The 17,216-nt window shown below is 39.7% G+C and carries 12 protein-coding genes and 1 tRNA gene; 7 read left to right on the top strand and 6 right to left on the bottom strand.

From position 1 onward, the window contains the following. Positions 1-233: 233 nt before the first annotated feature. From QZ562_RS05165 to QZ562_RS05155, 3 genes are all read left to right on the top strand, one after another. Positions 234-309 (top strand) — tRNA-Glu (locus QZ562_RS05165). 533 nt (positions 310-842) lie between these two features. Further along, positions 843-1,346 (top strand): fasciclin domain-containing protein, encoded by a 504-nt coding sequence (locus QZ562_RS05160; protein WP_293757637.1) that lies wholly within the window; start codon positions 843-845, stop codon positions 1,344-1,346. Positions 1,347-2,954: 1,608 nt separating this feature from the next. Then, entirely contained in the window at positions 2,955-4,259 is a 1,305-nt protein-coding gene (locus QZ562_RS05155) for an amino acid permease (protein WP_293757633.1), read from the top strand. Positions 4,260-4,333: 74 nt separating this feature from the next. On the opposite strand, the gene QZ562_RS05150 is transcribed toward QZ562_RS05155, so the two are convergent. From QZ562_RS05150 to QZ562_RS05135, 4 genes are all read right to left on the bottom strand, one after another. Then, positions 4,334-4,918 carry a DUF6624 domain-containing protein gene (locus QZ562_RS05150; protein WP_293757631.1) on the bottom strand — a complete coding sequence of 195 codons (585 nt, stop codon included), beginning with the start codon at positions 4,916-4,918 and terminating at the stop codon, positions 4,334-4,336. Between the two features lie 193 nt (positions 4,919-5,111). Next, entirely contained in the window at positions 5,112-7,268 is a 2,157-nt protein-coding gene (locus QZ562_RS05145; RefSeq protein WP_293757628.1) for a S9 family peptidase, read from the bottom strand. A 57-nt stretch (positions 7,269-7,325) separates the two neighbouring features. Continuing rightward, positions 7,326-7,982, bottom strand: a complete 657-nt coding sequence (locus QZ562_RS05140) for a dUTP diphosphatase (RefSeq protein WP_293757626.1) — start codon at positions 7,980-7,982, stop codon at positions 7,326-7,328. 43 nt (positions 7,983-8,025) lie between these two features. Beyond that, on the bottom strand, positions 8,026-9,273 hold the full coding sequence (locus tag QZ562_RS05135) for a multifunctional CCA addition/repair protein (RefSeq protein WP_293757624.1): 1,248 nt from the start codon (positions 9,271-9,273) through the stop codon (positions 8,026-8,028). 188 nt (positions 9,274-9,461) lie between these two features. Here QZ562_RS05135 and QZ562_RS05130 point away from each other — a divergent pair, with 188 nt between their 5' ends. After that, positions 9,462-10,373: an AAA family ATPase gene (locus QZ562_RS05130; protein WP_293757622.1), complete on the top strand. Its 912-nt coding sequence runs from the start codon at positions 9,462-9,464 to the stop codon at positions 10,371-10,373. Beyond that, positions 10,366-11,388: a general secretion pathway protein GspB gene (locus tag QZ562_RS05125; protein WP_293757620.1), complete on the top strand. Its 1,023-nt coding sequence runs from the start codon at positions 10,366-10,368 to the stop codon at positions 11,386-11,388. The genes QZ562_RS05130 and QZ562_RS05125 overlap by 8 nt, the downstream gene beginning before the upstream one ends. 68 nt (positions 11,389-11,456) lie before the next feature. On the opposite strand, the gene QZ562_RS05120 is transcribed toward QZ562_RS05125, so the two are convergent. Further along, a complete protein-coding gene (locus QZ562_RS05120) occupies positions 11,457-12,635 on the bottom strand; it encodes an HD-GYP domain-containing protein (RefSeq protein ID WP_293757618.1) in 1,179 nt (392 codons plus the stop codon). Between the two features lie 482 nt (positions 12,636-13,117). Here QZ562_RS05120 and QZ562_RS05115 point away from each other — a divergent pair, with 482 nt between their 5' ends. Beyond that, on the top strand, positions 13,118-14,875 hold the full coding sequence (locus tag QZ562_RS05115) for a monovalent cation:proton antiporter-2 (CPA2) family protein (protein ID WP_293757616.1): 1,758 nt from the start codon (positions 13,118-13,120) through the stop codon (positions 14,873-14,875). 117 nt (positions 14,876-14,992) lie between these two features. Further along, entirely contained in the window at positions 14,993-15,544 is a 552-nt protein-coding gene (locus QZ562_RS05110; RefSeq protein WP_293757614.1) for a hypothetical protein, read from the top strand. 194 nt (positions 15,545-15,738) lie between these two features. On the opposite strand, the gene QZ562_RS05105 is transcribed toward QZ562_RS05110, so the two are convergent. Further along, positions 15,739-17,130, bottom strand: a complete 1,392-nt coding sequence (locus QZ562_RS05105; RefSeq protein ID WP_293757612.1) for a M20/M25/M40 family metallo-hydrolase — start codon at positions 17,128-17,130, stop codon at positions 15,739-15,741. Between the last annotated feature and the right edge of the window lie 86 nt (positions 17,131-17,216).

Here is a 17,216-nt window from a genome sequence, read left to right as displayed (position 1 = left end):
GCCTAGGACACCGCCCTTTCACGGCGGTAACAGGGGTTCGAATCCCCTTGGGGACGCCAAATATTAGGTTAAATGATTTAACTTAAGTTCGATAACAAGGATAATTAACTACCGCCTAGGCCAGTTAATTTATAGTTTGATAGAAGTTTCGTTTTTGTATGGTTTGATCTGCGCAATATGCTTGAACATTCCTGCAAAAGCTAATCGAAATATTTTCGATTGAAGAAGTTTTTGTCCCCATCGTCTAGAGGCCTAGGACACCGCCCTTTCACGGCGGTAACAGGGGTTCGAATCCCCTTGGGGACGCCATATAACGAAGCCGCTTAATTTGTTAAGCGGCTTTTTTATTGCCTTCAGTTTGACTCTGATGCTCAGCTGTAAAAGCATGTGCTATGATTAATTTTATTTGCACGCTTAGCGCCCGACGTATTCAACAGATGTCTCTTTTAACAAACTTATTTTTCCGATTAATAAGCCAGTCATAAAAAATTTGCTCACTAACAAAGCAATTTTAGTTCTACATGGGATTTGAGTCTGGCGGCTTTTTTTTGTCAATAAACGTGTGTGACTTCGGTAAGGTAAGTGTTTAAGGAATGACTACAGAACACTCCGTACTTGATTAGTTTCAAATGAAAATATGAAAATATGATGATATGGGGGGGACTTCTCAAAACACTTATTCATTTTAACTTGTTTTTTTAATCATTCGTCTTCGCATTGTGATCAAATAATTAACTTATTAGGTAATGATGATGTGCTTAATGTTGCTTTGTTAATTTATGACAAGGGAGATTAGTCATAAAGATTGTTTACTTAACTTTGTTAAAATTGTGGAGAGAAGAATGAAAACGTCATTTACGAAATTTATATCAGTTGCGATATTATCCCTAACATTCCTTACGGCTAGTGCATCTGCCATGCATCATAAGTCAGCGAAATTAGATATTGTAGAAACAGCTGCCAGTAATCCTGCATTTAGTACCTTAGTGGCGGCAGTAAAAGCTGCAGGTTTAGTTGAAACCTTACAAAGCGAAGGTCCCTTTACAGTATTTGCACCTACCAATGCAGCTTTTGCAAAATTACCAGCAGGTACGGTAGAAGATTTATTAAAGCCTGAAAATAAAGACAAGCTTGTGGCTATCCTGACCTACCATGTTGTTGCGGGTAAAGTTATGGCAGCAGATGTTGTGAAGTTAAGTAAAGCGACTACTGTTCAAGGTAGTGACATAATGATTGATACTTCAGACGGTGTGAAGGTCAACAATGCTAATGTTACGCAAACTGACTTGCACACTAAAAATGGTGTAATTCACGTAATTGATACTGTTATTCTTCCTGAAATGTAATATTTAAATTGAAGAACCAAACTAAAAGAACAGATGATTGTTCTTTTAGTTTTTTAACTGCTTATTTAAATAAGCAGTTAAAAATAGCAGTTAATAAAGCTCATGAAATAATTTTTATCAATACATGAGTAATTTAAAATGTGTAGACATTTACTCAAAGGGCTACCCAGAAATGAAATATGTAATAATTGAAAATTTCTTCATCAGTTACATTATGAATAATTGTTTCCACATAATTATTCTGATATTTGTTAAAATTCATTTTTTAAGTACCTCAAAACCACGTCTATGACTGAGAAATCAACCACAAAGAGTAGCGCCTGTTACAAAATACTTTTTTGTTGCTTCGCTTCAAGTTAGTAAGGCTGGAGTCACTCGGATAGGCATGCTTCGGCTTTGAAAGTTAGTTTGTTTAACTGTTGATCACATGTCCGAAATTAACTGTTTTTAATAGGATATAGATTGTGTTTTTGATTGATTTGTTTCTAATCTTGCCTAGTTATCTCGATGAACACAGCCAGAATATTGCCATAAAGGTACAACCAACAGTTTGCCTATTGCTCTTGAGTAATCCCGAATAAAGAACTTTATAAGGCACAATGTAGGAGTATTACCTTGCGCTTTTCTCACGCATCCCATCACTTTTTTCATTTATTTAATGGGAGTCGGTAGGACGATGATATTGAAAGAAAACATTTTCATACTCAAAATTTTTCAGGTTTTCAGGTATTTCCACCTAATGAAAATATTATCACTAGTCAATCATGGTCACGTATCAAGCAGTCAGTTATGCGTTGGAAAGCTGAGGTGTAAGCGGTGCTGAGTTTATTCATATGCTACTGCATTGTGATGCGGTAGATGATGACATATACGATGCTGCAATTATTAATCATTCGGCATGGGTAAAGCAGACAGTAGTTTTGACAACAAAATCATTCTAATTATTCTCTACAAGCATTTTATATCAATGAGATAGATGATCGTTGCGATTGGATTAAGTGCAAAATGTAGTTCTGTGATCAAAGCTAATTTACACACTGACGCTTCATATGCGCAAGACACAATTACTGAATTTATGAGTAATTAAACCAATATCGGGATCAAAGTGTTTGTTTAATAGACCAAACCAAACCAAACCAAACCAAACCAACACCTCACTAGCTTGCTATTTTGGAGTGAATTTAGGCTGTCGCCTAGATTGGTATCCTAGCTTCTTAATGCTGGCTAATGAAGCATATTTGTATCCAACTACCGTTTTATGTCACGCCGATAAGTATATCGGTTTTGTCATCATTTCATCTATGCAATGGTTCAAGACTCTTATTTCCTAGCATAGTAATAAATTAAACAGCATAAAAAGTAGTGTCCTAAATGACGCCACTATATCAGCAGATTGAGCCATTTCATTCTAGCTTTCAATGTCTAATGAATACATAAGTAAGCGTGTCAGTCATATAAAATTGTATGTTCAATTATTTTTATAAGGTCTAAGTTTGTGGAAAACTTTGCTTAATTAAACAGCACAAAGTAAGTTAGATAAAAATAGTTTTTGCTTCTAGAGATTAATCACCACAGTCAAATCAAATAATGACAATAAATGGAATTAGTATGCAAAGAATAATGGGTTTTTGGAGATGTTGGGGACTGGTTATAGGTATCGTAATTGGCAATGGCATATTCATGCTGCCAGCTGTTTTGGCTCCTTACGGTACATTAAGTTTAATTGCGTGGGTCATTGCTGGCGTAGGTACAATATTCATTGCTTTAGTCTTGGGTATGCTTGCCAAACGACATTCGATGCAAGGTGGTATCTACAGTTACACCAGAGAAACACAAGGTGATCTAGCAGGATTTCTTATAGGTTGGGGTTATTGGATCAGTATCTTAGCAGCTGTTGCTGCAGGAGCTGTCGCGGTAGCAGGCTATTTGACCTTTTTTATGCCCAGCATTTCTTCAAATTCAATGGCATCTGCCATCATTGCCATCACATTTATTTGGTTAATAACAGCCATTAATATTACTGGTATTAAAGTCGCGTGCACCTTCCAATTAGTGACGTCTTTATTAAAACTGTTACCGTTATTTGTTATTTCAGTCGGTGCTTTGTTTCTTGGTGATCCAGCAAACGCTGTTATTGATTTAGCGTTGACTGATACTGTAAATCAACCATCGACGTTATTTTTAATATCAGAGATGGTAATGATCACTATGTGGGCTTACATTGGTATTGAAGCCGTAACATTGCCATCAGATAACATCATTTCCCCAGAAAAGAATATCCCGAGAGCATTAATAGTAGGCACATTAACCGCCACGGTAATTTATATCTCGCTCTCCTATGGTGTGATGACACTAATTCCACTCGCTGATTTAGCAAAATCAACTGCACCTCTGGCCGACGCAGCCACAATTATATTGGGTCCTCTGGGAGCGGGTTTTATTGCTATCGCAGCACTGATATCTATTATCAGTAGTATTAACGCCAATACACTAATCGTTGGTATTATGCCTGATGCATTAGCAAAGGATAAATTAATGCCTAAGTTTTTTTCAACTAAGAACAAAGCAGGCATTCCTATAAAGACAGTGATACTTTCTGGGTTTTTGTCGTCAATATTAGTTGTGATGAGTTTTTCTGAAGGATTATTAAGCGCGTTCAAAACACTGATGATGCTTTCTACATTGACGGTATTGCTACCCTATGCAACATCATCATTAGCTGAAATCATCATGCAAAAAAGAGAGTTAAATGCGACAACTAAGATTAATTGGGTATCGTTTAGTATTGCGCTTATTGCGCTACTGTTTTCTATCTTTGCCATTGTTGGTTCGGGGTTAATGCTTGCATTTCAAGGGCTCATTCTTTTTGCTGCTGGATTGCCTTTTTACTTTTGGGCTAAAATAAAACAATAATCAACACTTACCAATATAATTCATTAAATTTGGCATATACCTTGTTTGTGCCAGTTGACAACTCGTAGTCAATATTATCGATATTTCTGAAGGTTGAATGTCTCCAAGCTCTTTTTATATTCCTCCAAAGGCGGCATACCCATCTGAGCCCTTAATAGGTTTACACTATCTTCGTTTTCTATTGGTGCAAATACTACCTTGCCGTCGCTCCATTTTGCCTGAGTGCCAAACACCTGTTTTTTGCCTAGTCTGATCGATACGTTATCGGTAAATTTCGCTATGTCTTTACCTGCAATGCCACCTTTGTCTAGAAATGATTGAATAATTAATGGCAGCATGTCTTGTTGAAATACCAAATTTTTGCTGTGTTGTACCAAAATAAATGCAGCTTGAGTGCCTTTCTCACCAACCTTCTTGTTGGTTGGCCAGCCATGCAAAGTGATTATTTCTTTTAGGGTCTGTGTTTGAAGCTTATCTATCTGTGAAGCTAAAGTTTGCAGTGCTGGTGGCACATTTTCCGTATTGTATTTTTCTAAGCTTTGACGAACTTGCTGATTTTGTTGTGCCATTCGTATCAGTTGACTTTGCAAGTCTTCATTAACTTCCGCCAGTAATGGCATGGAAATAAATAGTATTGTTAAATAGACGATTGAACGCATATTGATTACACCTAATCCTGTGTTTTAAACTGTACTGTAAGGTTGAATTAGTTAATGTTTTTTCAAACATCAACTAATTCAATGGAGTATTCATATGAGATATACCGAGATAAACCTATTGTAGCTACTCGGCACAGAATAAGGCATTTTCAAATAATCAGCGGGCATCCTTTGAGCAGTGCCCGCTGATTAGCTATGGTTTAGGGGTCATCTCTTCCGGTTTTTGTTTATCAGGATCATACTTAGCAAACCAGCCCATAATATTATCGGTTTTACCAACTAAGCGACTGGGTCGCGAAGCAATATAATGGGGAGCGCCAGGTACCCGAATTAATGCTGTGTCGATTTTTAGCATTTTCAAGGCGGTATAATACTGTTCTGCTTCCCAAGCTGGGGTTCGATAATCTTCTTCACCAACCATTATCAATGTGGGCGTTTTCACTTTATCAACATAACGTATAGGCGAAAACTTTAGAAAAGCTTCTGGATCAGACCAAGGATCCGCACGTATCCAATGTCTACGAACATATTGACCTATATCGGCAGCCAGTGCCATCGTCATCCAGTTTATAACGGGCTTGATTGATGCGGCGGCGGCGAAACGTTGGGTTTTAGTGGTAATCCAAGCAGTTAAAATACCACCGCCTGAACCACCGGTGACAAATAAACGATCAGGGGCAACATATTTTTTGGCTACCACTGCATCTACTACCGTCATTAGGTCATCGTAATCATACCCTGGGTACGCTAAATCAATGCCTAGTGCAAAGTCTTCGCCATAGCCAGTAGAACCGCGTGGGTTAACCCACACCGTTACGTAACCCTCGGCCGCATAACGCTGAATTTCACTACCAAAAAATGGTCCATACATGGCATAAGGTCCACCATGAATTTCTAAAATCATCGGATAACTGCCATCTGCTTTAAAATCAGGTGGGAGAGCTATCCATGCCTCAATTTCGATGCCATCGTGAGAAGATTTAACTTTGATCTCTTCAACCAACGCCATGTCTAGATAGGGCAATACATCTTCATTTAAAGCGGTAAGGATCTGTTTGTTTTCCCCCTTCAGATCAACTAAACCCACTTCAGCAGGGCGATCACTAAATCCTGCTGTAAAAGCGATCACTGGTTTTTTATTACGACTCACAGAAAAACTGCCCGCTGCATAAGGTCGTCCAATTGATGTACCACCTATGTCGGTTACTATCTTAGATACGCTACCTTTTAGAGTAATATTAAACAGGCTTAAAACGCCATAATCTTCAGATAAGACTAATAAACTTTCACCGTCAGGGGCCCAGACCGTTTGGCCAATGCTGCCTTCAAATGACTCTGCTAGTGGTCTAAAGTTAGATCCGTCGGCATCGAGTAAATACAGGTCATTGTGTTGATACGACAATGTCTTATCATCGTAGCCTCGAAAAGCAATGGTTTTGCCATCTGGACTCACAACGGGGTACGAGTCTGGTCCATCTCTGGTGGTTAAAGCCGTTATACTTAGGTCGGATAAATCCAGTTTATAAATTTCACTTTCGATCGGATCTAGATCCCTATCTTCAGCTAAGTTACCGGTAACCAATAGTTTGTTATTGTCGAGCCACTGTGGATTTGACAGTCCTGCCTCTTCAAATGTGACTTGCCTTGGCGTGCCTCCGTTCACAGGAAGTGTAAATATTTGGCTAGCCCCATCTTGTAAATAACCTGCACCATCAAAACGAAAAGTAAAATCGTCTATAACGTTGAATGGTTCATTCCAATTAGCATCTTTAGGGGGTGAAAGTGGTGTGGCAAAGGAGGGCTTTTTTGCTTTGACGAACATACTAAAAGCTAACTGTTCTCCATTAGGTGACCAAGCTACACCTGATACGCCTTTTTCTAACTGGGTAAGTGAAAAGCTCATACCTGTGTCAACAAAAACCCGTCGTAGCTCGGGCTTTCCCATATGGTAACTTGTAAATATTAAGCTTTTGCCATCAGGGGACCAGCGTGCAGAGGACGCCTGTTTATCTGCTATTAATGGCCGGTTTGTGCCTGATTTAATATCTAAACTCCACAACTTCCCGACGTCTTGGTCAGTCATCTTATCCATACTTTGACGCAAGTATACAATCGTTTTTCCATCCGGAGACACTTGAGGATCTTTTGCATATTCCATATCGAATACACGTTCGGCAGTAAATCTTTTTGAAGGTTTTTTATTATCTTTTGCTGCTAATACAGGCAATGTAAATAGGCCAATAGATATCATCAACCAAGCTATTATCTGAAAAAAACGGATGTTTTTAGATTTCTTAGTCAACACAGGCTTAAGCAATCCAAATAGTTGCTTATGGTGTTTGGTGCGCATAACAATCTCCTTATGAAATTACATTTTAGTTTTTAGAACGCGAAGGCTCACTATGTTCTACTCAATTGTGTACCTGAGTTTTAAGCTAGCATAAATTTTATCACTATAGTCACTTAGGCCAATATCAAGACTATTTAACACCTCGACTAGGTGTTCATTATCCTCACGACCGTTCCATATTTTTTTGTACGTACCTTCCTTATAACCATGGTCTTGACGGAAGAAGTTCAACACATTCTTACCTACATACTGTCGATATAACTCATCAGAATCCATTTCGGCCTGTTCAACTATGGTTAGAAATAGAGGCACATCGAAGCGTTTGGCAGCGCACAGACCTGCCATTAACTCTAAATTATCAAGAATATCTTGTTCTTTGAACAGATAATCTTTGCCATCAAACATCACTTTGTTTCGTTCTGATGCCAGTTGTTCGGCGATAGTATTGGCAGATTTTTGAATGTCGCCACTAAAACCTATGATGATATCAGACAACGCAAAATGCCAGATATCGACCAGTTCCATTTGTAACTGAGGTAGATCTTTCTGCTGAGCTTTCCACCATTTCCAACCATGGTGCTCAATACCTTCTACTGACTCAATCATGGCGGCGCGTAAATAAGCATAACCGGCGTTTAGCCAATCATGATTTACTTTTTTATTCATACCATCTTGTAGAGATAACATTGTGGCGAGTTGGGTTGAGCTGAGCATAGTGATAGTTGTCCTTTGATGTTTTAAATGAAACTGTTATTTTTTAAATGATTTTCTGAGAACTTTTTTCAAAAGCTTTTCTAAATGCTTGAATAACGCTGATGCGTTCTTGTTCAATTTGTTCTTTGATCGCTTTGCCTTGGTAACCTTTTGCAATGATGGCTTTGATATCGACTTTTGATGCCGCTTCATACACTTGCCAAAGATATTCAACGTTTTTATATTCGTGGTCTTCGAAAGTGGTTCTGCCTTTGAATACCGCTTCACAGGTAAGCAAACCATCAGCAAACCTTTGTGGTTTTCGCCATACATCGCAGTGATTTAACATATCTAAAAGCGAACTGGCTTTTAGTTCGAAGGCATGTTGAACATGAGTGTGATGTTCACTGACCATCAAGCCAAGCTCGCGGCAATCATTTGGGGTTTTTAAGCGGTCGCAAAATGTATTTATTGCTTCTAGGCCTAGTTTTTCACGGTCTTGATGAGATGGCCAGTTTACTGGTGGACTCAGTCCCTTGCCTAGATAATGAACCAGCGCTGCGAAACGCACGCTAAGTTTATCTGAAAGATTAACAGCTTGTCGTAACACCATCATGGTGTGAACACCGGTATCCATTTCAGGGTGATATTTGTTTGAGTTGGTTATTCCCCAAAGTATGTCTAACTCAGGGAACCAGACGACTAGAGCACCGCAGGCTCTGAGGTTTTCAAAATACACTTCTGGATGGGTTTCCATCAGACTACGAGCCGTTTCTTGCCAGACACGTTCTGCACTCAGAGCCGTGAGTTCGTCATTGGCTACTATTTTTTGCATAAGAGCCAGTGTTTCTGGCGCAATACGAAATCCTAAGCTGTAATAACGGGCTGCAAATCGAGCCACACGTAAAACACGCAGAGGATCTTCAACAAACGCAGAAGAAACATGGCGTAAAAGTTTGTCTTTAAGATCTTGTTGCCCATTGTAGGGGTCGATGATATTGCCTTGGTCATCCATTGCCATGGCATTGATGGTTAGGTCGCGTCGACATAAATCCTCTTCTAGGCTAACTTCACTAGAGGCATCACAGCTAAAACCGGTATAACCTTTGGCTACTTTGCGTTCGATGCGAGCTAAGGCATATTCCTCTCTAGTTTTAGGATGCAAGAACACTGGAAAATCAGCACCAACTGCCTGATAACCTTGAGACAACATTTGCTGGGTAGTGCTGCCTACCACTACCCAATCTTGGTCTTTTATAGGGTATCCAAGCAATTTGTCGCGTACGGCGCCGCCCACTAAATAAATTCGCATAAGATCTCGGAATGATTCATTAATCGTATTATGCCTTAGACCTAAGCTTTGCAGAAGGTGAATGGAGTAATTAGGCTGAAAATTCAGCTTAATTATGCACAGTGTCTTTGACAATAAGTGTCTAACTGGGTAGTTTAGCGTTGCTAATTTAATTCTGAATATCACCTATGGACGTGTAAGCCTAAATTATGTATCTCAGCTACTTTGGATTATCCGATAATCCGTTTTCCATTGCTCCCAATCCTGAATATTTGTATATGAGCCCTCGTCATAAAGAAGCTCTCGCCCACTTGATGTTTGGTTTACGTGAAAGTGGCGGTTTTGTGATGTTAACCGGTGAGGTGGGCACAGGTAAAACTACAGTGTCGCGTAAATTGATGCAGCAACTACCCGATAATACCCAAGTTGCGATGATTTTAAATCCTACTCTATCTGCACTCGAACTGTTGGGCACAATTTGTAATGAGCTTGGTATCGAATATAAGCGCAAACACGCAAGCCTAAAGTACTTCACTGACCAAATTCTCAACAAATTAGCCAATAATCACGAGTATGGAGTGAATACAGTGCTAATTGTTGATGAAGCGCAGCATTTATTGCCTGAAGTATTAGAGCAACTTAGGTTACTGACAAATCTAGAAACTAACCGTGAAAAGTTGCTTAAAGTGGTGTTGATCGGTCAACCTGAATTACAGCAATTATTAAAACGTAATGAGCTACGTCAGTTAGCTCAGCGTATTACTGCCCGTTATCATCTTTTACCTTTAACCTCATCTGAAGTGGGTGCCTATATTGGACATAGGTTAGGTGTAGCTAACGGTGATATCAGTGTTTTTTCTAAAGCGACGATTCGAGCGGCATTCGATATTACCGGTGGTATACCAAGAGTCATCAACTTGTTGTGTGATAGGGCGTTAACGTTAACATTTACCAAACAGATGTCTGTTGTGTCGCAACATATCTTTATTGCCGCAGCACAGCAAATATTGGGTGAAGATGTGGTGAAACAACGTCAGGGCAAACGCTGGACTTACACCTTGTTAAGTCTCTTTTTAGCCGCCACCACCATTGGCTTTGTACTAGGCCAGCTAAATGTTTAAACAGATAAACATTCAAGATTTACAGCCAGGTATGGTGATTGTGCGGATCATAGAACAAAATGGGGCAGTTAAAATTAAGAAGTCAGGCCTAGTCACTAGCCAGGATATGGTGCAAGGCTTGATTGAAATGGGTATTCAACAATTGGAAGTTGATCTTGACCAAACTGTCGAGGTCGAAGCACCACAGATTAAAAAATCTGCAACTCGCAGAATGCTCGAAAGTAATACTGTGACAAGTACTCGAATTGGTGACGGTTTGTCTGAGCAATATCACCGTAGTTTATTTTTACCCTCAGCACAGGGTATTCAATCTGCTTGGCAGTTTTATACTAAGCGTTATTTATTAGCGGCATTTATTGCTTTCGGTGGTTTGGGTCTAGGTTGGACTTTAGCTAGTTATCAAGAAATATTGACATTATTAAGTCCGCAGACTAATAATCCAATCGCGATTTTTTCTGAACCAGTAGCAACGATTGTTGTTCCTGTGAATGAGAATAAGCAACGAGATAATAAAACCGAAGCATTAGTTAAGGCAGATGATCCTCAAGATTCAAATACTGATATGAACTTCAATGCACCAGCTCAGCAAGTCGCTGCAACAGATGATATTGAACAAAGTGATGAATCAAATGAAGTGGGTCAAACTATCACTTCGTCACCTGTATCAGCCCCACAAATTTCTGCAGATGTGTTAGCGCGGTTCAGAAAAGCTATGAACGAAGTTGAAGACTTGCCGGTCACCGTTGCGCCAGTCAAAATTATATCCAGCGACGAAGATGTCCCAAGAATTGACCAGTTACCCGCATGGGTAATGAATAGGCTACCCAGTATGGCTTTTTCAGCACATATGTATGCATCTATTGAAGCAGAGAGGTGGGTGAGAGTAAATGGTACGAGAATGGTTGAAGGTGATAAAATTGATGGAATGATTGAAATTATTCGAATTGAACCGCAGCACGTTATCTTAAATTATTCTGGACAAACGTTCTCTATGTCTGCTTTAACAGATTGGTAAATAGTACTTGGGTTTGATCATGAAACAGATGTAACTGATACCCAAACTAGCTGGGTATCGAGTTCTCGTTATTTGTTAAAAAATGAATTTCGCAAAAATCCTGATAGATCAAGATTAAAATCATCAGGCAATACGCTACCTTCAATTTTATCTTCTACTATAGATAAATCGAGCTGAAACACTTCATCCAATTTGGTGGTCAAGTTATAAAAAACCATAACCGTCGGTGACATGGGCAGATTTTTGTTCAAACGCATCACCATGGCAAGTTTTCCAGTGTCTAATTTGACCAGCGAGCCCACAGGATTACTACCTATACAGCCAATAAACTTATTAATAAGTTCTTTGTCTAAGCCTAACTCTTCATCTTCCATTTTCTTTAAGGCATCGGCAGGCTTCAGGGCTTCACGATAAGGACGACTGGTTATTAAAGAGTCATACGTATCTACGATAGCAGCCATTTTACCGTACATAGAAATTTGCTGTCCGCGCAAACCATCTAGATAGCCTGAACCGTCTAATCGTTCATGATGCTGCTGAATAACCTCCAGACTAACATCATCGATTCCATCTACCGATTCAAGTAATTGTAGCGAAACATCAACATGTTGTTGGATCCGTTTGGTTTCTTTTTGACTTAATTCAGTCGCTTTTGAAGTCAGTAATAATGGCAGCTTCAACATGCCAATATCCATTAACAACGCGCCTATTCCCAAGTGTTGTAAAGTAGCTCTTTCTATTCCAAGCGAACGGCCAAACATAACCATTAATATCGCGCAGTTTATACTGTGCTCTAGAAAATATTCATCCGTTTCCTTGAGTAAAATAGCGATACCAATAGCGTCATCAGAATCAAACGCTTTATTAACGATGTCTTGAGTAATTTCATCTATTTCATCAAGATTATTAATATTGCCTTTTGCCACTTGTTTGACTAAGCGGCCTTGAATAGTTTTCACTTTGTCATAAAGTTTGAGCGTGTGTTCAAGCTGTTGTGCATATGTGAGGCCAGAAGCATCAATATACGTGTCGTCGTCTAGTTCACCTTCATCATGTTCTTTAACAAGGTGAGTGCTTTTACTTAGGTCGACTTGAACCTGTAATATACCTTTTTTAATTAATACAGCGATGTATTGCTGGTCATTAATTTTTCCTGCGGAGGTGACGGTGATTTTACCCATTTGTTCAGTCACCTTAACAATGAACATACCCGGTTCGAGCCTGTTAATATTAACCAGTTCCAACATGTTTTTACTTCTGTAGGTGGACACATCCCAATTTTTAGAGAAATTGTCCTAACAGTCAAGTAGCATCGGAACAAATATCTGTAGTTTTATATTTTCGTGACGATATTTCATTGTTTAGATGCTTGTAAAAGAAACATTTAAAGTGTGTCTTGGCGCAATTGTAATTTTTTTTAGAAAAAAACGCTCGTTTACTGATACTTATATTAATAATGTTTTTGCTTTTATTCTAAAATGTGAGCATTGAATATCAATAAAAAGTTGCAAGCTCCAACGAGTAAGAGTGCCTTACCTTTTGTAAAGTACACATAAGTAATGCCATACCAATGACCAAGCTTTGTCCAACTCAGATGTGTCGTTTGTGTATTTTCCATATTTTTAAAACTAGATTAATACGAATTTGAAGTGTGAATTTTTGAATCGGACATTGAATACATACAGCATTTTGTTCACACTAATGGTCTGCATAAACGTGGGTGAATTTGATGAGTATTTTAGTTTCAGCTGTGATTTTTTTGGCCGCGACAGTAATAGCGGTACCCATTTTTAAGAAGTTTAAGTTAGGTGCTATTTTAGGCTATCTGGTTGCTGGGCTGGTAATTGGGCCTCAAGTATTAAATTTAGTCAACGACCCAGTGACCATATTACATTTCGCCGAGCTTGGGGTGGTGTTGCTGCTGTTTGTTATTGGTTTAGAACTACAGCCAGAAAAATTATGGAAAATGCGTAATCAAATTTTGTTTTCTGGCGGTGGGCAGCTATTAATAAGTGCATTCGTTATCGCCCTAATTTTACATTTCGTGCTGGACTTTTCTTGGGTGATATCATTAGTTATTGGTTTGTCACTCGCATTATCTTCTACCGCATTTGCTATACAGCTAATGACAGAACATCGCATCTTAAAATCACCCCCTGGCCAACAGGCCTTTTCTATCTTATTAATGCAAGATTTAGCAGTGATTCCCATCTTGTTATTAGTCGAAAACCTTTCGGCCACGAACAACCACTCTACACCCTCCTGGTGGATAAGCGTTTTAGCTATAGTTGCAGTCTTAGCTGTGGGGCGCTACTTAACAAATCCTTTTTTACGCCTCGTGTCTAAATATGGTAGCGAAGAAGTAATGACTGCGGCCGCGTTACTCATCGTTATCGCTACAGCTATAGGTATGCAAGAAGCAGGGCTATCGATGGGCATGGGGGCATTTGTTGCAGGTATATTACTTGCCAACTCTAGTTTTAGACATCAACTCGAAGCTGAAATCGAACCTTTTAAAGGTTTGTTATTGGGGCTGTTTTTTATAGCGATAGGTATGAATTTAGACCTCAGTTTATTAGTGTCTAAACCACTGTTTATTATATCGGCCAGTGTTCTTTTAGTGCTGATCAAAACGGGTATTATTTTTTCAATTCTCAAAATAGCCAAACAACGCAAAACCGATGCAATCCGGATCGGTTTAATGTTATCCCAAGGCGGTGAATTTGCTTTTGTAGTGATGGCGCAGGCATCAGGCAATGGGCTGTTATCGATGCAGATTAGCAATGAAGTCATATTAATTGTTGGTATTTCGATGGCACTGACAGCCCCTTTGGTTATTTTACATAGTCTTTGGTTTACTAGTAGAAACTGTCCTGCTGTGTATGATGCTGCGGCTGATTTTGGTGAGCCTGAAGTATTAATCGCAGGATTTGGACGATTTGGTCAGGTATCAGGTAGGATTTTAGCCGCCAACAATATTCCCTTCACTGCGCTTGACAAAGACGCTGAACATATCGAATTTGTTAAGCAGTTTGGTAATAAAGTCTTTTTTGGTGATGCTTGTCGATTAGACTTATTAGAGGCTGCAGGCATAGAACATGCTAAGGTAATTTTAGTGGCTGTTGATGATGAAGACGAAGCCCTTAAAATTGCAGAATTGGTCAGGGAACATTTTCCTGCTGTAAAAATTATTGCAAGATCGAGAAACCGGTATACAGCGGTCAAATTTTATAACCTTGGTATTCAAACGAATGTCAGAGAAGTGTTCGCGGGTGGCCTCGAAGCTGCAAAAATGCTGTTACAAGCATATGGGCTTAGCGATACCGAAGCTAAGGGGTTAATTGATATTTTTGCGGCTCATGATAAAAGTTTGTTAGAAACCACTATGATGCAAAATATGGACTTTGATCAATTGATTGCAGTGAGTAAAAAAGGGCGCCAAGAGTTGCAAAACCTATTTAAAGAAGATAAGCAAAACTTTGATTGATCGAATTGACCTTCTTGATAAAATAATTAGGCTTAGGTCGATAGCTTAACCAAGAAAGGCCGAGCACTGCTTGCATTAGATTTTTTTACACATCAGCGCTCAATAAAAGGAAATAATATGTTGTGTACAGGTTGTCATACAGGAACCCTCGCTCCCAGTTTTATTGAGGGATTATTCAAGGCGCACACATGTTCTGATTGTGGCGGTGATTGGGTGTTAATAGAAGACTATGCAGTATGGCGAGAGCGCCACCCAGATTATGAGTTTGCTAAAGGTATTTATTTTGAAGAGATTAATATAACTGATACAAAAGAAGCCATGTTGTGCCCGGTAACACGAACTATCATGCGTAAATTTAAGATATCAGCGACTGATACTCATCGACTAGATTATAGCTCTGCAGTAGGCGGTTTATGGTTAGATAAAGGAGAATGGGAGCTCTTAGTCAGTGGTGGATTAGCTGGTAGCTTAAATGCGCTAATCACTGACGCATGGCAACGCAGAATTCGGCAGACCAATGCCAAAGACAGTTTTGTCGATATTTATCATGATAAATTTGGTGAAGAGCTTTATATCAAGATAAAAGAGATGCGGGAATGGCTGAATGCTCATCCACAAAAAACTGATCTACGGGCTTATCTGATGGCAGAAGACCCTTATTCTGCATAGTGCTAATGGTTGTGTGTCTGATGAGTTGAATTTGAAGTTGAAGTTGAAGTTGTTTGAGTATATTGACATCACTCACATCCCTCATAATCTCTATTTTTCAGGCTTGCGAGGCAAAATAATCTCTAGTTGGCACCCGTAAAAAAACCTCATCATCACTGACGAGGCTTTTTTATTGTTACTTTATCCGTAAAGTATTACTTGAAAGACCCTGGCCACTCGGCAGCAATAAAGGTAAATACAGTCCACACAGCTAAATTTTGGCGCATATGTTCGGGGTTAACTTTATCAAACGTATCGTCAGGCGTATGGTGTAAGTCAAAATAATCTGATCCATCCTGCATCAGATTTAATGCCGGTACACCCAGCGCAGACAGAGGTATCATATCTGGGCCGCCGCTAGTATTTCCGGTGCGACGACTGACGCCTAACTTGCCCATAAGTCCCGCCATTGTATCAATAACATGTATTGCATTGGGTGAGACATTGGTGGAAGACTGAAGGCCATAAACAGGGCCCGCACCAAAATCAGACTCAGACCCAATCACATGATTAGATATGGTCCCATCGTCTTGTCTTGCTTTAGCATAAGCGCGAGCACCTATTAATCCCAGTTCTTCGGCGCCCCAAAGGATCACACGAATGGTGCGGCGCGGGCGCATGTTTGCATGGTTTTTAATAAAAGCCCCCGTGGCCATAGCGATGGCAACACCTGCTCCATCATCAACTGCGCCTGTGCCCAAGTCCCAGCTATCTAAATGACCACCAATCACTACAATTTCATTTGGTAGCTCGCGACCTGTGATTTCACCAATAACATTTTTGGTGATAATAGGACCTAGATCTTTGGTTTGGATATTCAGACGAATTTTGGGCGTGTGACCGTATTCCATTAAACGTATCAACTGGTCCGCGTCAGGATTCGAAAGGGCAACAGCAGGCACCGCTGTGTAACCCATTGCTACGTTTGTCGCACCTGTGTGCGGATTGCGGTGGTCATCTGTACCGATTGAGCGTATTAGTAAGGCTTCTGCCCCTTTTTGTGCTGCAAGCTCGTGGCCTTTACTACGAGCAATGTTGGCTGGCCCGTAGCCAGCGCCATCTTTAAAGCGTTGCATACGATTACTGATAAAAGCGATTTTCCCTTTTAAGCTATCATCAACTGCCTTTTCAAGTTCAGCATAGTTTTTGAAATGAACAATTTCAGCTTCTAAACCACCTTCAGGCGTCGATTTTGACCGGCCAAGTGCCGTGATGATCATTTTTTGGTAAGAAGGTAGCAAAATTTCAGCCGTTTCTAAGCCGCGCACCCAACCATTCATTTCTACGTCTTCGGTATAAACCTTGTCAAACCCAAGAGCTTTTAATTTATTTACACCCCATTCAATTCCTGCTTTTTCACCGGGAGTACCTGGGTGACGAGCGCCAACTTGGGTGGTGAGCGATTTTAATATTTCATAAGCGCTATCATCATTAATCGCCTTATCGCGCAAACTGGTGGCTATATCCTTAGTCTCTTTTGATACAAGAATAATGCTGTTATTAGCAAAAGTGGGTGCAGTCAATATGAAAGCAGCAATAGCTGCCAATTTAATCAGTTTAATAGGAAAAATCCTTAGAGTGCTTTGATTTAAGAGGACACGTTATTCTCTTTCAAATATTTGTCCAGTGCTTC

It is taken from the genome of uncultured Paraglaciecola sp. (genome assembly GCF_913058035.1).
In the GTDB taxonomy this organism is placed as follows: domain Bacteria; phylum Pseudomonadota; class Gammaproteobacteria; order Enterobacterales; family Alteromonadaceae; genus Paraglaciecola.
This window is presented reverse-complemented; position numbering and strand designations above follow the sequence as displayed.